This window comes from Arthrobacter sp. LFS091, assembly GCF_047977885.1.
Classification (GTDB): Bacteria; Actinomycetota; Actinomycetes; order Actinomycetales; family Micrococcaceae; genus Arthrobacter.
Map to the genome: position 1 here is coordinate 90,173 of NZ_JBFPFP010000003.1, position 20,824 is coordinate 110,996.

The 20,824-nt window shown below is 63.4% G+C and carries 20 protein-coding genes and 1 tRNA gene; 16 read left to right on the plus strand and 5 right to left on the minus strand.

Annotated elements, in window-relative coordinates:
* Nucleotides 1-23 precede the first annotated feature (23 nt).
* Together ACNQOP_RS06040 and ACNQOP_RS06045 are read right to left on the minus strand one after the other, a co-directional pair.
* A complete protein-coding gene (locus ACNQOP_RS06040) occupies nt 24-890 on the minus strand; it encodes a universal stress protein (protein WP_257369998.1) in 867 nt (288 codons plus the stop codon).
* Nucleotides 891-980: 90 nt separating this feature from the next.
* Nucleotides 981-2,354 (minus strand): flavin monoamine oxidase family protein, encoded by a 1,374-nt coding sequence (locus tag ACNQOP_RS06045; RefSeq protein WP_284987158.1) that lies wholly within the window; start codon nt 2,352-2,354, stop codon nt 981-983.
* A gap of 108 nt (nt 2,355-2,462) precedes the next feature.
* Between ACNQOP_RS06045 and ACNQOP_RS06050 the strand changes: the two genes are divergently transcribed.
* From ACNQOP_RS06050 to ACNQOP_RS06070, 5 genes are all read left to right on the plus strand, one after another.
* Nucleotides 2,463-3,179 (plus strand): TetR/AcrR family transcriptional regulator, encoded by a 717-nt coding sequence (locus ACNQOP_RS06050; protein WP_416403669.1) that lies wholly within the window; start codon nt 2,463-2,465, stop codon nt 3,177-3,179.
* A gap of 76 nt (nt 3,180-3,255) precedes the next feature.
* Nucleotides 3,256-3,861 (plus strand): helix-turn-helix domain-containing protein, encoded by a 606-nt coding sequence (locus ACNQOP_RS06055; RefSeq protein WP_416403670.1) that lies wholly within the window; start codon nt 3,256-3,258, stop codon nt 3,859-3,861.
* Nucleotides 3,854-4,762 carry an EamA family transporter gene (locus tag ACNQOP_RS06060; protein ID WP_416403671.1) on the plus strand — a complete coding sequence of 303 codons (909 nt, stop codon included), beginning with the start codon at nt 3,854-3,856 and terminating at the stop codon, nt 4,760-4,762. Before ACNQOP_RS06055 ends, ACNQOP_RS06060 begins: the two co-directional genes overlap by 8 nt.
* A gap of 109 nt (nt 4,763-4,871) precedes the next feature.
* Nucleotides 4,872-5,999 (plus strand): L-talarate/galactarate dehydratase, encoded by a 1,128-nt coding sequence (locus ACNQOP_RS06065; RefSeq protein WP_416403672.1) that lies wholly within the window; start codon nt 4,872-4,874, stop codon nt 5,997-5,999.
* A 10-nt stretch (nt 6,000-6,009) separates the two neighbouring features.
* Nucleotides 6,010-6,708 carry a FadR/GntR family transcriptional regulator gene (locus ACNQOP_RS06070; protein ID WP_416403673.1) on the plus strand — a complete coding sequence of 233 codons (699 nt, stop codon included), beginning with the start codon at nt 6,010-6,012 and terminating at the stop codon, nt 6,706-6,708.
* A 215-nt stretch (nt 6,709-6,923) separates the two neighbouring features.
* Here the strand turns inward: ACNQOP_RS06070 and ACNQOP_RS06075 are convergent.
* Nucleotides 6,924-7,006 (minus strand) — tRNA-Leu (locus ACNQOP_RS06075).
* A 372-nt stretch (nt 7,007-7,378) separates the two neighbouring features.
* Between ACNQOP_RS06075 and ACNQOP_RS06080 the strand changes: the two genes are divergently transcribed.
* From ACNQOP_RS06080 to pknB, 7 genes are read left to right on the plus strand one after another with little or no spacing between them, the layout of a single operon-like run.
* A complete protein-coding gene (locus ACNQOP_RS06080; protein ID WP_416403674.1) occupies nt 7,379-8,128 on the plus strand; it encodes an FhaA domain-containing protein in 750 nt (249 codons plus the stop codon).
* Between the two features lie 5 nt (nt 8,129-8,133).
* On the plus strand, nt 8,134-8,613 hold the full coding sequence (locus tag ACNQOP_RS06085; RefSeq protein WP_235518677.1) for an FHA domain-containing protein FhaB/FipA: 480 nt from the start codon (nt 8,134-8,136) through the stop codon (nt 8,611-8,613).
* A 3-nt stretch (nt 8,614-8,616) separates the two neighbouring features.
* On the plus strand, nt 8,617-10,305 hold the full coding sequence (locus tag ACNQOP_RS06090; RefSeq protein ID WP_416403675.1) for a PP2C family protein-serine/threonine phosphatase: 1,689 nt from the start codon (nt 8,617-8,619) through the stop codon (nt 10,303-10,305).
* Complete coding sequence (locus ACNQOP_RS06095) at nt 10,302-11,732, plus strand: FtsW/RodA/SpoVE family cell cycle protein (RefSeq protein ID WP_416403676.1); 1,431 nt, start codon at nt 10,302-10,304, stop codon at nt 11,730-11,732. Before ACNQOP_RS06090 ends, ACNQOP_RS06095 begins: the two co-directional genes overlap by 4 nt.
* Nucleotides 11,729-13,186, plus strand: coding sequence for a penicillin-binding transpeptidase domain-containing protein (locus ACNQOP_RS06100; RefSeq protein ID WP_257369988.1), 1,458 nt, complete (start codon nt 11,729-11,731; stop codon nt 13,184-13,186). The genes ACNQOP_RS06095 and ACNQOP_RS06100 overlap by 4 nt, the downstream gene beginning before the upstream one ends.
* Nucleotides 13,183-15,036 (plus strand): protein kinase domain-containing protein, encoded by a 1,854-nt coding sequence (locus ACNQOP_RS06105; RefSeq protein WP_416403677.1) that lies wholly within the window; start codon nt 13,183-13,185, stop codon nt 15,034-15,036. The genes ACNQOP_RS06100 and ACNQOP_RS06105 overlap by 4 nt, the downstream gene beginning before the upstream one ends.
* A gap of 10 nt (nt 15,037-15,046) precedes the next feature.
* A complete protein-coding gene (gene pknB / locus ACNQOP_RS06110) occupies nt 15,047-16,957 on the plus strand; it encodes a Stk1 family PASTA domain-containing Ser/Thr kinase (RefSeq protein WP_416403678.1) in 1,911 nt (636 codons plus the stop codon).
* Nucleotides 16,958-17,054: 97 nt separating this feature from the next.
* On the opposite strand, the gene ACNQOP_RS06115 is transcribed toward pknB, so the two are convergent.
* Nucleotides 17,055-17,696 (minus strand): aminodeoxychorismate/anthranilate synthase component II, encoded by a 642-nt coding sequence (locus ACNQOP_RS06115; protein ID WP_235518084.1) that lies wholly within the window; start codon nt 17,694-17,696, stop codon nt 17,055-17,057.
* Nucleotides 17,697-17,866: 170 nt separating this feature from the next.
* Entirely contained in the window at nt 17,867-18,694 is an 828-nt protein-coding gene (locus ACNQOP_RS06120) for a class E sortase (RefSeq protein ID WP_416404072.1), read from the minus strand.
* 156 nt (nt 18,695-18,850) lie between these two features.
* Here ACNQOP_RS06120 and ACNQOP_RS06125 point away from each other — a divergent pair, with 156 nt between their 5' ends.
* The 4 genes from ACNQOP_RS06125 to ACNQOP_RS06140 are packed head-to-tail and all read left to right on the plus strand — an operon-like array spanning nt 18,851 to nt 20,812.
* On the plus strand, nt 18,851-19,105 hold the full coding sequence (locus ACNQOP_RS06125; protein WP_235518085.1) for a cell division protein CrgA: 255 nt from the start codon (nt 18,851-18,853) through the stop codon (nt 19,103-19,105).
* Between the two features lie 44 nt (nt 19,106-19,149).
* Entirely contained in the window at nt 19,150-19,659 is a 510-nt protein-coding gene (locus ACNQOP_RS06130) for a methylated-DNA--[protein]-cysteine S-methyltransferase (RefSeq protein ID WP_284987149.1), read from the plus strand.
* Nucleotides 19,659-20,189, plus strand: a complete 531-nt coding sequence (locus ACNQOP_RS06135) for an RNA polymerase sigma factor (RefSeq protein WP_416403679.1) — start codon at nt 19,659-19,661, stop codon at nt 20,187-20,189. Before ACNQOP_RS06130 ends, ACNQOP_RS06135 begins: the two co-directional genes overlap by 1 nt.
* Nucleotides 20,186-20,812, plus strand: coding sequence for a methylated-DNA--[protein]-cysteine S-methyltransferase (locus tag ACNQOP_RS06140; RefSeq protein WP_416403680.1), 627 nt, complete (start codon nt 20,186-20,188; stop codon nt 20,810-20,812). Before ACNQOP_RS06135 ends, ACNQOP_RS06140 begins: the two co-directional genes overlap by 4 nt.
* The last annotated feature ends 12 nt before the right edge of the window (nt 20,813-20,824 follow it).

The window sequence follows — 20,824 nt, forward strand, 5'->3', positions numbered from 1 at the left end:
GGGTATTGCCTCTCAGGCGATTGCTATGAGCTTTGTCGCGTGTAGTCGCGGGGGACCACAATCATGGGAACGGGTAGGGCACGCAGGATCCGGTTTGCGGTGGTGCCAAGGAAAGTAGCCCGGTGCTGGGCGAGGCGGCTGGAGCCGATCAACAGAATTTCGCCGTCTTCCCAGTCAAGCCGGTCCACAGCTTCCTCGATGGTTCGGCCCTTGGCCACCACGATCTCGGGTTCAGGCAGCAGCTCATCCGCGGATGAACTTTCGACGGCGGCAATCCGCTGGGCGGCATGCATCCAGGCCGCGTCGAGCAACTCAGGCGAGTCACCGCCGTCGAGCGCCAACAGGGAGACGAGCCGCAGCGGAAGGCCGCGATCACGCGCAGACTCCACAGCAAGGTCCAGGAGCTCATCGGCCCCAGGTCGCGTGCCGAAACCGCAGCTCATCCGGGTGATAGGTTCCGTGCGACGGTATCCGTGCGGCGCCAGGGCAACCGGCAACGGCGCCGAGTGGAGCAACGCACCAGCCACCGAACCAATCGTGAAGCGCTTGAGCAGGCCACTGTTGGTGGCTCCGATCACCAGCGCCGCAGCATCCATCTCCACGGAGGCATCAATCAACGTCCGGGCTTCGGAATCGCCCCGGCGGATGTGGCCCCGCGCGGTAATGTCCGCGGGGACCAGGGCCAGGCCTTCGTCCAGCCAACGCTGCGCTTGCTCGTTGAGGATGTCGTCGTAGCCGGTCTCCGGCGGGTAGACGGCGTTGAAGGGAGAGTCCTCGGGGATCACCAGGACCAGGTCAAGGCTCACATCGTGGTTCCGGGCAAGCGCCACGGCGAGGTGGACGGCGTCGTGCCCCCTCGCGTTGGCGGTGTACCCCACTACGTAGCGCATGGCTCTCCTTGGATCTGCTCTTAAACGGTGCTGCCGGCAGGCCGGGAAATGCTGCTCCCCCGGCCTGCCGGTGTGATTACCACAGGGTGGTTAGACGCTGACCGACGCCAGCTTGTTGGCTTCGACGATGCGCGCGGCGGTCGCCTGGCCCATCCGGACTGCGCCATCCACGTGCTGGTAGCCCTCGGCTGCCAGGTCCGAGGAGGACCAGTAGATCGGGCCGACGTTGGCGTGCTGGTCCTTGCCGTAGCGGTGCAGGCCGCCCAGGTCGTAGCTGGAGGCGTAGGCACCGCGGGTCCATTCCTCGGAGCCCCAGTCGGACTCGTAGTAGACCTCGGGCGTGAGGGCCTTGTCGCCCAGGAATCCGGCGATGGATTCGAGGATGGCCTTCTTGCGGTCCTCGGCGCTCAGCTCGAACACGGCGTCGGCCTTTTCGTCGGAGACGAAGCCCACCAGGGTGCCGCGGGTGTCGCCGTGGTTGGTGTTGTCGTAGACCTCCTGGACCAGTGCGCCGGCGCTGAAGCCGGTGCCGGAGAGTCCGTCTTCACGCCAGAAGGGGGTCTCGTAGACGGCGTGCACCTTGATGACCAGGCCCAGCGACTGGTGCTGGTGCATCTGGTGCTGGCGGCGCGGCAGCGGCGGGTTGAAGGAGACACGCGAGTAGAGGTTCGGCGGAACAGCCATGATCACGTAGCGCGCGTTGACAGTGGCCTGCTCGGACACCACGGTGACCTTGTTGTCTTCCCAGTTGATGGTGCGCACAGGGCTGTTGAGGATGACGTCGGAACCCAGTTCTGCTGCCTGCAGCAACGAGACCTGCTGCATGCCACCTACCACGCGCTTGTCCAGGATGAAGTCCTCGTCCGTCAGGTGGCTGAAGCTGCCCGCGGAAGCAGCCATCAGGACTGCCTGAAGTGCCGAGAAGGCGTGGGCGGGCTTGGTGAGCATGCCACCGGCGATGAAGAGGCCGATGTTGTTGCAGGCTTCCTCGTCACTGGAGTTCTGGCGGAGCCAGTGGTGGAAGGAGATGGTGTCCAGCTCGCGGGCCTTGGGGTGGGCCCAGGGCTCGGTGGGGCCGATTTCGGCCGCCAGTTCGTCAAGGATGGCCACCAGCTTGTCCATTTCGACCTTGGTGGTGTCGTTGACCGGGAAGGAGTCGCCGGTGTACCGGGTGCGCTTGCCGTCGGCGCCGATGTAGACGGACTCGCCGTCGCGGTAGCGCGAGTACATCTCCAGTCCAAGCTCATCCAGCAGGGCCATGAGGGCCGTTTGGTCCGGTGAAACCCACTGGCCGCCGATCTCCAGCATGGCGCCGTCGATGGTGTCGGTCCAGGTGCGGCCGCCCACGCGGTCGCGTGCTTCGAGCACTGCGACGCTGAGTCCGGCCTTCTTCAATTCGCGTGCCGCCGTCAACCCTGACGGTCCGGCACCGACGATTACAACGTCGCGATCAAGATTCTGCATGATGTCCTCTCCGTGGCCGTCCGTTGGCGGCTGACCAATAAATGAATGCCATTCATTTATATCCAATAGTAGCCGCCCTGACCCCGGCTGTGAAGACCCGGTGGAATAATGCTGGGGACACAGGCAGCAGAAAGGCTCCCGATGCCCGCACCGACTCCCGCAACGTCCGCCACTCCGGCGCGCCCTGTACGCCGCCGCGCCGGCAGGCCTACGGCCGCGGTCCTGGACCAAGGCGGCATCACGACGGCGGCCCTGGAGTTGATCGGCACCAAGGGTTACAACGGACTCACCATGGCCGCGTTGGCCCGCTCATTGGGCGTCGCGCCATCCGCCCTGTACAACCACGTCTCCTCGAAGGACGACGTGCTCATCCTGCTCATGGACCACCTGGCCGCGATGGTGGACGTCTCGGCATTCGGCACCGAACCATGGGATTCCGCCGTTCGTCGCTGGGCCTGGTCCTACCGCGATGTCTTCTCTGAGCACACTCCCCTGATTCCGATCATCGCGGTGCTGCCCGTTGCGAACGCCCCCAAGACACTCGCCATGTACGAGTCCGTCACTGCGGGCTTCCGCGAAGCCGGGTTCCCCGAGGACCGCATCATTTCCGCGATCGTAGCGCTTGAAGCGTTTGTGTTCGGCGCCGCGTACGACGTCACCGCTCCGGACGACATTTTCGACGCCGGCAGCCTCGCCAGCCAGGTCCCCAACTTCACCGCGGCCGTGGACCGACTGGCACTGGAGAATCACCCGCGGCCGACGGATGTTGCGTTCAGCCTGGGACTCGAGGCGCTGATCAGCGGCTTCGGGGCGTTGCGCGCCTGACGTTTACCGAAGGGGCCGCCCCTTCAGATCCACCACGGAATACTCATTGCCAAAATAGTGCACTATGCTGCACTTTGTGGAAGACAATGCAGAAACTTTAGCGCGGGCAATCGGCGAGCGCGTAAAACAGGAACGCAAGGGCCGGGACTGGACCCTCGACCAGCTGGCCGAAATTGCGGGGGTCAGCCGCCGCATGGTGGTCAATGTCGAGCAGGGTGCGGTTAATCCGAGCATCGGAACCCTGCTGCGACTCAGCGATGCCTTGGGTGTCGGGCTGCCCGCCCTGGTTGAGCCTCCAGCATTGCGGTCGGCGAAGATCACCCGGTCCGGTGAGGGCGCCGTTCTGTGGACAGGGCCGTCCGGGGGCCGGGGCGTCCTGGTCGCGGGCACCGAGTCTCCCGACGTCGTCGAGCTTTGGGACTGGACACTGGCGCCCGGCGAACGGCACGAAAGCGAAGCGCACTCCGCAGGTACCCGCGAGTTGCTGCAGGTTCTGGAAGGCTCGCTGACGGTGAGCGTCTCGGAGGAAATCCACGTACTCAGCATCGGCGACGCCTTAACCTTCTTTGGCGACGTCGGCCATGCGTACTCCAATGACTCCCAGCAGCGCACTCGGTTCACCCTGACCGTCCTGGAACCAGGGGTCGGCGCAGCACATCGGACGGAGACCCCGAATGCGTGACCGTTTGTCCGGAACCATCGGCGGCCTTCCTCCATGGTCAATGGCCGTTGCCGCGATGATGGCGGTGCAGCTCTCGAATGCCCTGTCTGTTGCAGTCATTCACCAGGTGGGACCCGCAGGCACGGCCTGGCTGCGCATGTGCTTTGGCGTCGTGTTTTTGTGGCTGGTGAGCCGTCCGGCCATCCGGTCACTGCGACGCCGCGACCTGCCCGCATTGATCGCACTCGGAGTGGTGACGGGCTTCATGACCACATTCTTCCTTGCCGCCGTCGAGCGCATCCCGCTGGGAACCGCCGTCGCCATCGAATTCCTGGGTCCCCTCACCGTGGCCGGCCTCATGAGCAAGCGCCGGAAGGCACTCATCTGGCCGCTCCTCGCCTTTATGGGTGTAGTGCTGCTGACGGAGCCGTGGCACGGCACCATCGACATGGCCGGCGTGGGGTTCGCCCTTGCAGCCGGAACCTGCTGGGGGCTGTACAACGTACTCACCCAACATGTTGGCGATCGTTTCGGCGGCATCAGCGGACTCTCGCTCACCATTCCGGTCGCCGCCATGGCCACGCTGCCCATTGGCTTGCCGCAGGTCCTCGGAGGATCCCTTGAGTGGTGGGTGCTGCCTGCTGCAGCCGGGATTGCGCTGATAACTCCGGTGATTGCTTTCGGGCTGGAGATGCTCGCCCTCCGACGCATGACGCACACCGCTTTTGGCACGCTGCTGTCCATTGAACCGGCGTTTGGCGTGCTGATCGGCGTGCTCGTTCTGGCTCAGGCACCCACTGTCTTGCAGCTTGTTGGGGTCGCCCTGGTTGTGGTTGCGGGGACTGCGGCGCAGCAAGGTGGCCGCCGGTCTCCCACGCCGGCGATGACGACTGGCGTTCCGGCGTCGCCCGCGGCCCCCTAGGTCTTCGGGCTTCGCCTGCCCGGTGAAGGCGCAGTGGGTTCTGATCGGCAGGAAAGCTTGTAGAACAAGTAGGCAACTTGTATTCTAAGTAAAACCACTTAGGAGAACCATGAGCACCGTAGATCTGATCCGCCACATCAAGCTGTCCACCGCTACGCTTCCCCTTTCCGTGCCGATCAGCGACGCCAAGGTCTTCACAGGCCGCCAGAAACCGATGACCGAAGTGGTGTTCCTTTTCGCCGAGATCACCACGGAACAGGGACACACCGGCCTGGGCTTCAGCTACTCCAAGCGTGCGGGCGGCCCTGCGCAGTATGCCCACGCCAAGGAAGTGGCAGAAGGAATCATCGGCGAGGACCCCAACGACATCGGCAAGATCTACACCAAGCTCCTTTGGGCCGGCGCCTCGGTGGGACGCTCGGGGGTGGCAACCCAGGCCCTCGCCGCCATTGACATCGCGCTCTACGACCTCAAAGCCAAGCGTGCCGGACTCCCTTTGGCCAAGCTGCTGGGGTCATACCGGGACTCCGTCCAGACATACAACACCTCCGGCGGCTTCCTCAATGCCACCCTGGACGAGGTCAAGGAGCGCGCCACGCAATCCATCGACGAAGGCATCGGCGGCATCAAGATCAAGGTGGGCCTGCCCGATTCCAAGGAAGACCTGCGCCGCGTCGCTGGAATCCGCGAACACATCGGCTGGGACGTGCCACTCATGGTGGATGCCAACCAGCAGTGGGACAGGGCCACCGCCCTGCGCATGGGCCGCCAGTTGGAGGAATTCAACCTGGTCTGGATTGAAGAACCCCTGGACGCCTACGACTTCGAAGGCCACGCGCACTTGGCCCAGGTGCTGGACACCCCCATCGCCACGGGCGAAATGCTGGCCTCCGTGGCCGAACACAAGGGCCTTATCAACGCGAACAGCTGCGACATCATCCAGCCGGACGCGCCCAGGGTGGGAGGCATCACCCAGTTCCTCCGACTCGCGGCACTGGCGGATGAGAGAGGCCTGGGCCTCGCGCCCCACTTTGCCATGGAAATCCACCTCCACTTGGCCGCGGCGTATCCCCGCGAGCCCTGGGTGGAACACTTCGACTGGCTGGACCCGCTGTTCGAGGAGCGCCTCGAAACCAAGAACGGCCGCATGATCGTCCCGGACCGTCCGGGAGTGGGCGTAACCCTCAGCGGACAGGCCCGCGCCTGGACCACCGAATCCGTGGAATTCGGCGCGTAATCTTGAACCCATGAGCCGAAACCTGACCGCGGATCTCGCCGCCGACCTTCGCACCCGCATCGTCGACGGCGCCATCCAACCAGGTGAGAAGCTGCCCAGCGAAAACACCCTCATCAGCGAATTCGGGGTGAGCCGGACCGTCGTCCGTTCGGCCCTGACCCGGCTGCAGGCCGAGGGACTTGTTGAAACCGAACGTGGGCGGGGCAGCTTTGCGCTGACTCCGCCCGCCGAGGGTCCGTCGCAGGCGCCCGGAACCCGCCCGGTCTCCAGCATGGAGGACCGCTTGCAAATGCTGGACTTCCGCGTTGGGGTGGAAACAGAAGCCGCTTCCCTGGCCGCACGCAACCACACCGAACGCCAGCTCAAGGCCGCGCACGGCGCCTTGGAGCAATTCATCGCCAGCGCAGGCCACCCGGCCCACTCCATGAAGGCCGACTTCGAATTCCACAGGGCCATTGCGGCAGCCACCGGCAACCCCTTTTATACGGACTGCATCTCAGCATTGGGACAAACCATGATCACGATGCCCCGCCCGCGCCTGGTCACCACCGAGGACCAGGACTCCCCGGAGCGGTTCGCGGAGGTGGTCCACGAGCACACCTCTATATACACAGCAATCGCGGAGGGAGATCCGGTGGCAGCAGCGGCAGCAATGCGCGTGCACCTGAATAACTCACGACGCCGGTTCACCGGTTCCGCACGCAGCTGACGGTTCCGCGGGGCTCACCCCGCACCCTTGGCCCACCTGGGACGATCAAATCCGGCCCTTGTTCGAAATCCCTGCGCTGCATCCCCGTGGCTGGCCCGCATATCCGTTGTTGCCCAGCAACGGATATGCGGGTTGCCAACGACCTTGTGAGCGTAAAAGGTGAGAGGACAAAACAAAAGAGCCCCGATCCTAAGACCGGGGCTCTTTCCTTTGCGTGCGCGAGGGGGGATTTGAACCCCCACACCCTTTCGGATACTGGCACCTGAAGCCAGCGCGTCTGCCGTTCCGCCACTCGCGCGCAACTTCTTTTTCCGGACTTCAGCAGGCTTCCCAGCTTTGTTTCCTTCAAAAGCAGCGAGATCAAGCATAACGGACATTCGCTGGAAAACACCAATCGGGGTGCCAAGAGGGTCCCGCACACCACTCTCACCCGGCAAAATTCCCTCAACAACGGCTGAATTCCATGGAAATTTCTCGCCCCGGCAGCCGCGCCAGCAAGGGCCCGGAGAGAACTTTTCCGGGTCGTAGGGCGTTGTGGATTAAGGCCATTCCCAGTCAGTCCCAGTAGTATCGGGGAGTGGAAGGGCCGTCAGGCGCGCACTTCGCTGTGTGCGCACTCGGACTATCGGACAGGCACAACAGGTGCCGCGGCAAGGAAAGGAGAACGACCATGGGTTTGCTGGACAAAGTCGAGCGCGGCATCGAAAAAGCCGTCCGAAACGTCTTCTCCACGGGGTCGCGGGCACGTGTTGAACCGGTGGAGATCGCGAGCAAGCTAAGGCGCGAGCTGGACAACAAGTCCATCACCATCGCCGCCGGCCGCACCCTGGCTCCCAATGTTTTCGATGTCCTCCTGAGCGATGAGGATTTCGCAAGGGCGCAGGAGTGGGGAACTCCCCTGGCCGAGGAACTGTGCGATGTTGTGATCCAGCACGTCCGCAGCCAGGGCTACACGCTTCAGGGATCTGTCCGGATTTCGTTCCGTCGTAACGACGAGGAACGCGCCGGCCATTTTGAAATCACCTCCCGGACCGAGAAGCAATCAAATGATGCAGCGCCGGCTGCCCAGGCCCCTCGCAGCCACGTTCCCGCTGCTCCCGCCCGGCAGCCCACCCGCCTCCAGCCCGTCCTCGACATCGGTGGACAGCGATATTCCCTCAATGCCCGGTCAGTAGTGCTTGGCCGTTCATCGGAAGCCGACATTCTTGTAGATGACACCGGCGTTTCGCGGAAGCATCTTGAGATCCGCACCGAGAATGGCAGCACGTGGGCCGTCGATATGGGTTCCACCAATGGCAGCTACGTCAACGGACACAAGGTAAACGGCAGCGTAGAGCTAACTGACGGCTCAACCATCACGATGGGACGTACCAAGATCATTTTCCGCCTCCTCCCCCAAGCCCCGGGTGGCCACGCGTGAACGACATCAGCGAACTGACCATTACAGCGCTTCGCTTTGGGTTCCTCCTGCTGCTCTGGATCCTGATCTTCAGCATCGTGTCCACCATGCGCCGCGACTTTCAGATCGGCCGCAAAGCCGTGACGGGCGTTCCCACAGCCCGGGAAGTCCGCAAGCACCCGGAACTGGCTGCGTCACCGCCGCCGCCAATCCAGCACGCACGCACTTTGGTGGTCACGGAAGGCCCCCTCAAGGGCACTACGGTCCCCTTGGCAGCGAGCCCCATTCTGCTCGGCCGCGCACAGGAAGCCACATTGGTCCTCGAGGACGATTACGCCTCGGGGCGTCACGCCCGCCTCTTCCCGCAGGGCAGCCGCTGGTTCATCGAGGACCTGGGCTCCACCAATGGCACCTACCTGGCCGATCAACAGCTCACCCGCGCGTTGCCGGTTGAACTTGGCGTCCCCGTGAGGATCGGCAAGACGGTCATTGAATTGAGGCCGTAGTCCATGGCCGCCCCCGAGACCCCCGACGGCAAGGACACGCCCGCGGAGCGCCCGCTCATCATGCGCTACGCCGCGCGTTCGGATGTCGGTCGGATCCGCTCCAAGAATGACGACTCCGCATACGTGGGCCGCCATCTTGCTGTCGTGGCCGATGGCATGGGTGGCCACGCCGGTGGTGACGTCGCCTCAGCCTCAACGGTCCTGGACATGATCCACCTTGATCATGACAACTATCCGGAGGGCGCGGACACCGTCCTCGCCGACGAGATCCAGACGGCAAACTCGCTGCTGTCCGAGCTCGTCCACCAAAACCCCAAGCTTTCCGGCATGGGCACCACGGTCACCGCCCTGCTGCTCGAGGACCGCAAGCTCCACTTCGCCCACATTGGCGACTCCCGCGCGTACCGCCTTCGCAACAAGAAATTTGAGCAAGTCAGCGTTGACCACACGTTTGTGCAGCGCCTCATCGATGAAGGCCGCCTTCGCCCTGAAGAAGCGGAAACACATCCCCACAAGAACGTCCTGATGCGCGTACTCGGCGACGTCGATGCCAGTCCCGAATTGGATCTGGATGTCCTGGACGTCGAACCCGGCGAACGCTGGCTCCTGTGCTCCGATGGCCTCAATTACGTTGCCGGCCACGTGGTGGAACGCATGGTGCGCGAGACCAAGGACCTGCGCGAATGCGCCGACATCCTGGTTGACCTCACGTTGGAAGCCGGCGCACCGGACAACGTCACCGTGGTGATGCTGGAAATAGCGGAAGAAACCGACGACGACGTCAGCACGGCCGCCGTCGACATCGTCCCGGCAGCGGCGCTTGCCTCGTCCGACGACGAAGCCGACTCACTGACCGCCTCCAAGTCGCCGGACGGCCCCGCCGCAAGCAAAGCTGCTGAGGAATCTCATGACAGCTCCGCAGCGAAGGCTGCCCGGGACGCAGAGCCTGGATCGTCCTTCAGCGCGGGTGACCCGACCACGATGGACAAGGATGCGGAATCATCCGAATCGTCCGACTCGGGGGAACCCCCGGCCACTACCGATCCCCATCTTGGCGAGCATCTGTCTGCGGAGGTTTTGCGCGAGGAACTCGCCAGCCGCCCCCACGAGCTGGTTGGCGCAGCGGCCACGGCAGCGGAGACCGGATCAATTCCAACTGTCGCGGGCCGAACGGTGGCCCGTCGCGCGGCAACGGTCCTGACCCACAAAGCCGAACAGGACCGTGCGGACGCTGAGGAGCCGCCTCGTCGTCGCGTTCGATGGCTGATGCCTGCGGTTGCCGCCGTCGTTGTCCTTGGCGTCGTGGTAGGCCTTTGGCTCGGCTATGCGTGGACCCAAACCCGGTACTACGTGGGCGAATACGACCAGCGGGTAGCCATCTTCAACGGAATTTCGCAGAGGCTCGGCCCCATTCAGCTTTCCCGGCTGGAAGCCGTCACAGATATCAGGGTGGATTCATTGCCGGAATACGGCCAGCAGAGCGTACGCCAGACCGTGCCCGCGGGCGACCTCCACGATGCCCAGGGCATTGTGGAGAACTTGAAGAATACGGGCAGCGCTTCAGCAAACTGCCCCACAAAGGGGCCCAAGCCGACGCCGTCGCCGACCATCAGCGTTCCCGTACCCAGTACGGCCGCAGTCGCGACCCCGACCCCCTCGCCCATCCCCACATCCTGTGAGGCGGCCAAATGACGCAGGTTGAAACCGCCCCCAAGCCCCGCAGGAATGTTGAGCTGATCCTCCTCGTCCTGGCACTTTCCGTGGGTATCGGTGCCAGCGCCTTGGTAAGTATCAACTCGAAAGTTGGGCTGGACAGCGATTTCTGGTTCCAGTCCAGCCTTCTCGCGGTGGCCGCCCTGGCCTTCCACGTGGTGCTGAGGCTGCGCGCCCAATATGCAGACCCGGTAATACTTCCCATCGTCGTGGCCCTGAACGGCCTCGGCTTGGCCCTCATCCACCGGATGGACGGACCCGGGGATGACACTGGCAATAATCAACTGCGTTGGACCCTCATCGCGATGGCTGTGTCCATTGCCGTGATCTGGTTCCTTAAGGACCACCGTGTCCTGCGCCGCTTCACCTATATTTCGCTGGCAGTGAGTGCGCTCTTGCTGCTTATGCCGTTGATCCCTGGCATTTCTGCCGGTGAGATCCTGGGCGCACGCGTTTGGATCCGGATTGGACCCATGACCTTCCAGCCGGGTGAAATCGCCAAGATCACCTTGGCTATATTCTTCGCCGGGTATCTTTCATCCAACCGTGACCTGATCCTCCTGGCCGGCCGGAAGATCGGTCCCATGCAGTTCCCGCGGTTCAAGGACCTCGGCCCCATGATTACCGCTTGGCTGGTGAGCATCGGCGTGTTGGTTTTCCAGCGTGACCTCGGTTCCTCCATCCTCTTCTTCGGCCTGTTCATTGTCATGATCTACGTGGCCACCAGCCGTATCTCCTGGGTGGTTATCGGCGTCCTGCTGATCTTGGGCGGCGGCTTCGTCGCCTCGCAGATTTTCTCCCACGTGGCATTCCGCATCGACAGCTGGATCAACGCATTCACCCCGGAAGTCTTCGGCAGATCGCCCGGCGGCAGTGGGCAGATTGTCCAGGGCCTCTTCGGCATGGCTGACGGCGGTCTGGTAGGCACAGGACTTGGACAGGGCCGACCGGATCTGGTGCCCTTCGCCAACAGCGACATGATCGTGGCGCTTATCGGCGAAGAACTCGGCTTGATCGGCCTGTTCGCCGTGGTGATGTTGTATCTCCTGCTCTTCACCCGCGGTTTCCGCGCCGCATTGGGAACGCGCGATGCTTTCGGAAAACTGCTGGCCTGCGGCTTGTCCTTTGCCATTGCCCTCCAGTGCTTCGTCGTCATCGGCGGCGTCACCCGCCTGATACCCCTGACGGGCCTCACCACGCCGTTCCTGGCTGCGGGTGGTTCCTCGTTGCTGGCCAACTGGATCATCGTCGGCTTGCTGCTGATGATCTCCAATACCGCCCGCGGCCCCGTGGATACAACCCCCATGGTCAACAAACCCCCAGCCACCGGCAGCAACCCGGTCGTCCGTAAACCGGCCACAGGCCAGACACCCAGCGCACCAACAGAGGCGGTGAAGCAACAATGAACCAGGCAATCCGCAGTTCCTGGATGGCCGCCGTCGCCATGTTCGCGCTGATCCTCGGTGCCATCAGCTACGTCCAGGTCATTGGGGCCGATGACCTCAACTCCAACCCGTGGAACCAGCGCGCCATCCTGGCCTCGTATTGCAACGACCGCGGCGCCATTATTGTGGGCGGGAAGCCGGTGGCAGAGTCCGTTCCCGGGACAGAGACCTGCGCGTTCCAGCGCAAGTACAACCAGCCTGAGCTTTACGCGGGGGTCACTGGATACTTCTCCCGTGGCTATGGTTCCACCGGCCTTGAGCAGTCCATGGGCGATGTCCTGGCCGGCAACTCGGACCAGTTGTTCCTGGATCGCCTCAGCCAGATGTTCCTTGGCAACGAGCCCAAGGGTGCTTCCGTGGAGCTGACATTGGATCCGGAGATCCAAAAGCTGGCCTACGATCTCATTCCGGACGGCCAGCGCGGCTCCATCGTCGTGACCAATCCCAAGACCGGTGCGATTCTGGCGATGGTCTCTAAGCCCTCCTATGATCCCAACCTGATAGCTACCCATGATTCCAAAGCAGCAGATGCAAACATGGCCCAGCTGAACCAGATTCCAGGGATCAACCTGAACCAGAACGTCAGTGGACCTACCGGCAACCTGCTATCGCCCGGGTCCGTTTTCAAGCTCATCGACACCGCAGCGGCACTGAACTCGGGCAAGTACAACAAAGACAGCGAACTTCCCAACCCGTCCAGCCTGCCGTTGCCGGGTTCCAGCGCGAGCCTCCCCAACTATGCCGGCGGTAACTGCAACGTCCGGGAGACGGCGTCGTTCGTCTTTGCTTTGGAGCAGTCCTGCAACACGCCATTCGCCAGCATCGCGCTGGACCTTGGCCAGGATGCCATCCGCGACCAAGCCAAGAAATTCGGCTTCGGCGAGAACTTCGGCGATCAACTCAAGCTCCAGATGGCACCCAGCATCTTCCCCCAGGACCTCGACCAGGCACAGCTCGCCCAGTCGGCTGTAGGCCAGCGCGACGTCAAGGCCACCCCGCTCCAGATCAACCTGATGACGGCGGCCATCGCCAACGGCGGGGTGCAGATGAAGCCCAGCCTGGTGAAGACTGTTCGCGCTCCGGACCTTCGCGTCATCAGCGAAGCCAAACCCGAGGCCCTGCGCACCAGCACCACGGCCCCCATCGCAAGCCAGATCACTGAGTGGATGACCAGTGCGGTGGACAACGGCATTGCCAAGGGTGCAGCCGTTCCCGGGGTGAAGGTGGCCGGCAAGACCGGAACCGCGGAGCTGGGGGATTCAGGTTTGAACAACTCATGGTTTACCGGGTTCGCCCCGGCAAACGACCCGCAAGTGGCCGTCACCATCGTCATGGAAGGTGTGGACGTGCTCAGCGGTGCCAAGCTAACCAGTCCGAACGCAAAGAAGATTTTTGAGGCGGTGTTGAATAAGTGAGGCCTACTTCGGGAATCACACTCGGCGGCAGGTTCCAGCTGACCAGTCGCATTGCGATTGGCGGCATGGGCGAGGTCTGGAAGGCCAAGGACCAGATCCTGGGCAGGATCGTAGCCATCAAGGTGCTGAAAGAGGAGTACACGGGGGACCCCGGCTTCCTTCAGCGCTTCCGTGCCGAGGCGCGCCACACCGCACTCCTCAACCACGTAGGCATCGCCAACGTCTTCGATTACGGCGAGGAAGCCGGTTCGGCGTATCTCGTCATGGAGCTCGTACCGGGCCACCCCTTGAGCGGCATCCTGGAACGCGAGCAGGTTCTGTCACCGGACATGACTCTTTCGATCATCGCCCAGACTGCCCGCGCCCTCGCGGTTGCGCATGCCCAGGGCCTGGTTCACCGCGACATCAAGCCGGGCAACCTGCTGATCACTCCGGACAACCGCGTCAAAGTCACCGACTTCGGCATCGCCCGCCTGGCTGACCAGGTGCCGCTGACCCAGACGGGCCAGGTCATGGGTACCGCCCAGTACTTGGCTCCTGAGCAGGCCACCGGCCAGACTGCCACCGGCTCCTCGGATATCTACTCGCTGGGTGTTATCGGTTACGAGTGCCTCACGGGTCACCGTCCGTTCTCCGGGGAATCGCAGATCGCCATTGCCCTCGCCCAGGTCAACGACGCACCGCCGCCCCTGCCCGAGACGCTGCCGACACCTGTCCGCGCACTCCTGATGTCCATGCTGGCCAAGGACCCCAAGAACCGCCCGGCCAACGCCATTAAGCTGGCCGAAGCCGCCGAAGCCATCCGCAATGGCGACATCGCCACAGCCCACGCTGCCGTTCCCGGGATGCTGCTCTTCGAAAGCACCACTGGCCCCATCACGGCGCCCGTCGATACCGCAACGGCACCCACCGGCGTCGTCACCTCGCCTTACGGCAAGGAGCAATCGTCGACGGCGACTTCCGCGCTTCCGGTGCTGGGCGCCGGTGCCGCCGGTGCTGCACTGGGGGCTGCGGCTGCATCCTCTGACAACGCCCTGACTCGTGCCAACGCGCTGGAGGCAGAACGCCAACTGAACGACGAAGAGGAAGTCATCTACACCGATGACGAAAGCTTCGACGACCCCGAGCCGGAACGCAAGAAGCGCAGCCCGTGGACGTGGCCGCTCGTTGCCCTGATCCTGTTGGTGCTTTTCGCGCTGGTTGGCTTCCTGATCTCACAGTCCGGATTCTTCTCACCCAGCCCCGCACCCAGCGAGATCACCTCCACAAGCCCCAGCCGCAGTGCAAGTCCTACGCAGACGTCGGCTTCCCCTAAGCCTTCGACTACGCCAACGTCCGAGGCGCCCTCACCCACGCAGTCAACGCCGCAGACCATCAACCTCATCCCTGCGGAATACCTCGGCAAGCCTTTCGACACGGTCAGTGCACAACTCGGCGCACTGGGCCTGCAGGTCAGAGGGGAGCAGGTCTTCGACGACCAAGCTGCTGTAGGGATCGTGACCGGCATTGACCCGTCAGGCGCCGTCCAGCCGGGCGAGGTCATCACCGTCCAGTACTCCAAGGGTCCGCAAGCTCCGCCGACGGTTGCTGTTCCCACCATCGCCCCCGGTGCCAGCGAAGCACAGGTCAGGGCTACCTTGGAGGGCGCGGGCCTCAAGTGGATCCCGGGAGATCCCGTCAACGGCGCCGTGGGCCAGCAGCCTGGCACCTTTGTTCGGTCGTCCCCGGCAGCAGGAACCGAGGTTAATGCAGGTTCCACCGTCACCTACTTCCTTGCCAAGAACGTTGCTCCCACCAACCCCAACACCCCGAGCGCCAACCCCAGCGCTTCCGGAAACCCGAAGAACTAAGTAAGCCATCATGTCCACGCCCCGGCCCGGTCCTGCACATCGAGAGGAGAGCACACCTGTGTCTTCACAGCGCATCCTCAATTCCCGCTATGAGCTCGGTGAGCTCATAGGCCGGGGTGGCATGGCAGACGTCTATCGCGGCATGGACACTGTTCTGGGTCGGACCATCGCCGTGAAGGTGCTGCGTGCCGATCTTGCCCGCGATCCCCAGTTCCAGGCTCGTTTCAAGCGCGAAGCCCAGGCTGTCGCGGCGCTCAACCATCCCTCCATCGTGGCCATCTTCGATACGGGCGAATACTCCGTGCCGGGCGGCCCCGGGGAGGACGTCCGGGTGCCCTTCATCGTGATGGAGTTCGTCTCAGGACGGACCCTGCGTGACATGATCAAGGCGAACGAACTGGGCGTCGAGGACTCCATCGGCTACACGCTTGGAGTCCTTGGAGCGCTGGAGTACAGCCACCGGGCAGGAATCGTCCACCGGGACATCAAGCCGGCCAACGTCATGGTCTGTGCGGATACCGGGGATGTGAAGGTCATGGACTTCGGCATTGCCCGGGCCATGGCTGATTCTGCGGCCACCATGACGCAGACCCAGGCCGTGGTGGGGACAGCACAGTACCTTTCACCGGAGCAGGCCCGGGGCGAGACGGTGGATGCCCGGAGCGATCTCTACTCGGCCGGGTGCCTCTTGTACGAGCTGCTGACCAGCAGGCCCCCTTTTGTCGGCGACAGTCCCGTATCCGTTGCCTACCAGCACGTCCGCGAAACCCCTGACCCTGCCAGCGCCCACAATCCTGACGTTTCCGAGGCACTGGACTCCGTCCTGGCCAAGGCCCTGCAGAAGAACCGGACAGACCGTTTCCAGGACGCCGCATCCTTCCGACGGGCACTGCGCGCAGCCAGCAACGGCATCCCCGTTCCGGTCCTGCCGGCCAGCGAGGCCCCCACGGACCCGAACGACCTCGTGGAACCGGAAGACCCTGCCACACAGCTCCTGAGTGCCACGGCCGTGGGTTTCCTTGACGTGGACCAGTTCAAGGACGAACCTGTCGAGCAAGCCCAAGAGGAAGCACTGCCCCTGGGCCTCCCTGCAGAACGTGAGCCGACAGCACGGCAGAAGTCCCGCCGTCGGGCCTGGACCGCCACGTTGGTAATCTTCACGCTCCTGGTGCTTGCCGGCGGCGGTTTTTGGCTTTACAGCCTTATGAATATGCAGCCACCGCCCCCGGCAAAGATTTCTGTTCCTGCGGTGACCAACATGACCGAGTCCCAGGCAATCCAGGAGATCTACTCGGCAAAGCTGGTTCCCAAGAGCGTGCGCGAACCCAGCGACAGTGTCGCCAAGGACATCGCAATCGGCACGGCACCGGTAGCCGGCGCCATGCTGGACCAGAACGCCGAGGTGATCCTGAAGATCTCCAGCGGCCCCAGTTCGGTAACCATCCCAGCGAACATCGTGGGTCGCACCGAACCCGATGCCAGGGAGGCCTTGCGCAAGCTGGGCATTACCGGAGACATCGTTTCGGTCCGAACGCACAGCGCCACCGTTCCCGTGGGCCTGGTCATCAACACAGGACCAGCACCCGGCGGAGCCATCGCCGCGTCATCCAAGGTGGAACTGCAGATTTCTTCGGGCAAGGTCCTCATGCCCCAGCTGATCGGACTTCCGCTGGCAGAGGCAGAAGGCGCCCTCAAAGCCAACGGCTTGGTCATGCAGGTGGTGGAGCAGGAGAACTCCGAGGTGGCAGCCGGCACCGTAACGGGTCAGAGCGAAGCGTCCAATACCGAAGTGGACCAAGGCAAGACGGTCATCGTGACAGTAGCCAAGGCTCCGGTGGTGCCTACACCCACCCCGACGCCAACGCCGACTCCGACCGACACGGACAAAGCCACGCCGAAGCCGACGCCCACCAAGAAGTAGCGGCCGGCGCTGTCGCTATCCGCCGACCTCCGCGTGCTGCTCCTCCGTCGCTTTGACGCAGGCTTCCGGTCGCCGAATGCGGCCGTACTTTACGTACTTACTGCTTGATCAGCGGGCTCAGCTTGGCTGCGCGTTCCGCGGCTCCAGTCATGCCCAAGGACTCGAGCCAGTTGCCCAGCATCTGGTAGCCGCCCTCGGTCAGCACGGATTCGGGGTGGAACTGGACGCCGCACAGCGGAGCAGTCTTGTGCTGCAGGCCCATCACGACGCCGTTGGTGGTTTCAGCGGTGATTTCCAGGACATCCGGGATGGACTCACGCACAGCCGCCAGGGAGTGGTAGCGCGTTGCCGTGACGGGCGACGGGAGGCCGGCGAACACGCTTTTGCCTTCGTGCCGCACCGGAGAAGTCTTGCCGTGCATGAGCTCGGGCGCGTGCGTCACCACACCGCCGTAGGCCTCGGCGAGGGCCTGGTGTCCCAAGCACACGCCGAACATGGGTTTGCCGGCTTCACCGCACCATTTAATGAGCTCGATGCAGACGCCGGCCTCAGCAGGGGTGCCGGGACCCGGCGAGACGAGGACGCCGTCGCGGGTAGAGGCGAGCTCGATTGCCTCAGCAAGTGTGACGTCGTCATTGCGGACAACCGTGGTCTCTGCCCCAAGCTCCTGCAGATATCCCACCAAGGTGTAAACGAAGCTGTCGTAGTTATCCACTACAAGGATTTTTGTTGTGCTCATGGCTGTTGCAGTAAACCAATCGTTGAGTCAGTCAAAGCGGTGAATTGGGAAAACCAAGGAAAGAGGAACTCCACCATCAGTACCAGTGCTACGGCCACCAGTACCAAGCATGTCACGATCCTGACCCACACGGGCCCGGGCAGGTTACGGAAGATCCACGCGTACATCCGTTACCCCTTTCCGTTTGCCTTGGCCACCTGGGCGGCGATTTCCGACGGCGGACCGGCCGAGGCAGGTTGCCAGCTGTCCAGTAACGAGTAGGCGATGATTCTTTCCTGGGACCCGAAGCGGGGGTTGCAGCTGGTCATGGTGAGGATGCTCTCCTTGGGCTGCGCACCCGGCTGGGTAGGGACAGGCATCAGGACATCCGTTCGGTCCGGCGTGACGATCTGGTTGTTCCGGAAAGCGTAGGTGTAGTACCCGTCGGCCGTTTGCACATAGATCTTGTCCCCGGGAACAAGGGTGTGGATGTTATCGAGGACGGCGCCGTGGGTTTGCCGGTGGCCCGCAACGGCGAAGTTGCCCAGGGCGCCGGGCATACTGGTGCTTCCATAGTGGCCCAGCCCCAGCGTGTCCAGCACACCGGAATCGGTTCCCTCGATGATGGGCCTCGTGTAGTCCGCGCCGAAACGGGGGACGTACATGATGCCGATCGTCTTACCGTATCCGGGCGCAGTTCCCACTACGGGTTGACCAAAATTCGCGGGATCAGCGGGAGCAGTGGGGGCCAGGGGGCCCTTGAATTCCTGCGCGAAGTCGTGGATCGCTTCAGTCTGCTTGGCGTCCGCTTCCACGTTGGTCCACCATAGTTCCCAACCAACGAACAGCAACAGGACGACCCCTGCCGTAATGAGGAGTTCACCCAGGATCTGGCTGATCTTCCGGATAACGTCGGATGCGCGGAGCCGTTTTTTGGGATGGCTTCCGTTGTCGCTGCGGCGGGACGGCACGGCCGGGTCAGCCGTCGTCTGCTGGTGCGCCACAGGGTCTCCTCGGATAGTGCACGGGCGGCGCGGGCTGCACGTGAGTTGCGGCTAGACTTGACAGCTAGAACCAACCCGGAACGCCGTGTGGCCGATAACCGCTGGAAATTTCCTTCCTGCAGGATACCAAGGCTGGCCGAAACGGGTGCCAACCGAACAGCAGGAGGATCCGTGCCCGAGTCCAAGCCCCGCAAGCGGCCCACCAGTCAGGCCCCGCAGACTTCGGCCGCGAAGCAGTACAAGCCCAACCCGGTTTGGTACAAGGCCGTGATGTTCGGACTCATGATCCTCGGACTCCTCTGGATCATCACGTTCTACATCACGCAGGGCCAGTTCCCGGTTCGGGACTGGGCGTCATGGAACATCGTGGCCGGCTTCGGTATTGCGATTGTGGGCTTCCTGATGACCACGCGCTGGCGCTCCTAGGACCCCGCACCTCACATTTCCGTGCCCGTGAACGTCTACAGGATATGAGTAACCGGCACACCACCATGGAGTCCCCGTTGGGGCAGTTGACCCTGACTGCACGCGGGGATTTCCTGACAGGTATCTTCTACGAAGGGCACTGGCATATGCCCCCACAGGAGTACTTTGGCGTTCCCACTGGCGTCGAAGATCCAGTGTTCGCCTTGGCCCGGGTAGAGCTCGAAGAATACCTGGGCGGCAGCCGAACGGATTTTGACATCCCTTACGACGCCGGCGGAAACGCCTTCCAGCAGAGGGTCTGGGACCGGTTGAAACATATACCTTTCGGGGAAACAGTGACCTACGGCGAGCTCGCGGCTGAGCTTGGCGACCCCCACCTTGCCCAAGCTGTTGGATCAGCTGTCGGCCGCAACCCCATAAGCATCATCATCCCGTGCCACCGGGTGGTGGGCCGCCATGGACAACTGACCGGATACGCTGGCGGTCTTCGCAACAAGCGTTACCTTTTGGACCTCGAGGAGCCGGCAGTGGTCAGGGAAGGCAAGCTTTTCTGATGCAGCCCCGGCAGTTGGCCACCAAGAAGCCGTTCGAAGCCGTCGTCCAGGAACAGGGCGCCACCGTACTCCGGGTGTGCCGCGCAGTCCTGGGCGTTCATGACGCTGACGACGCCTGGTCTGACACCTTCCTGGCAGCCCTTCAGTCCTATCCGGCACTCCCGGCGGGAGCCAATGTGCAGGCATGGCTGGTGACCATCGCACATCGCAAATGCGTCGACCACCTGCGGGCCGGTAACCGTCGTGCTTTGCCAACCGACAACCCTCCTGAGCAGTTGTCCCGCCTGGGCATTCCGGGTGGAGGCCACCCGGAACTCCTCGACGCCGTCGCCCACCTGCCCCCGAAGCAACGGCAAGCAGTGGCCTACCACTACATAGCGGGGATCCCGTACAAGGACATCGCGGAGCTCCTTGGCGTTACCCCTGAAGCCGCGCGCCGGGCCGGAGCGGACGGCGTGAAAGCCCTGCGCACGGCGCTTGCCCCCAAGCCGGTCCTGGCACATTCATCCCCGAAGGGAGACAGCAAATGACCCTGGATCCAAGCCCCGACCTTGCCGAGGTCAACCAGCTCCTGACACCCACGTTCGGAGACGTGGAGCCTGCCCTCACCAGTCTTCACGCGAGGTTGGCCCGCGATGCCCAGCTGCTCCACACCTTGGACGTTGCCTACCGGGTGGTAGATTCGCCGGTGGGAAAGCTCTTGCTGGCAGCAACAGACCGTGGAATCGTACGGGTGGCCTTCGAACGGGAAAACCATACTGACATCCTGCAGGTCCTCGCGAACACCATCAGTCCCCGCATCCTCGAGGCGCCGGCGCGCCTGGACAACGCTGCACGGCAACTCGACGAGTACTTCAGCGGAACCCGCAAGGAGTTTGACCTTGTGCTGGATTTCCGGCTGTCCCGCGGGTTCCGCCTCAACGTGCTCCAGCACCTGCCCAGGATCGCGTACGGGGAGACTGAGAGCTACGCTGAGGTGGCCCGGGCCGCAGGCAGCCCCAACGCGGTGCGCGCCGTCGGAAGCGCGTGCGCTACCAACCCGCTGCCGGTGATTGTTCCGTGTCACCGCGTCGTGAAATCCGACGGCAGCTTTGGCGGCTACCTCGGGGGTTCGGAGGCCAAACGCGCACTGCTCATGTTGGAGGCCGCGTGAGCGACGATGACG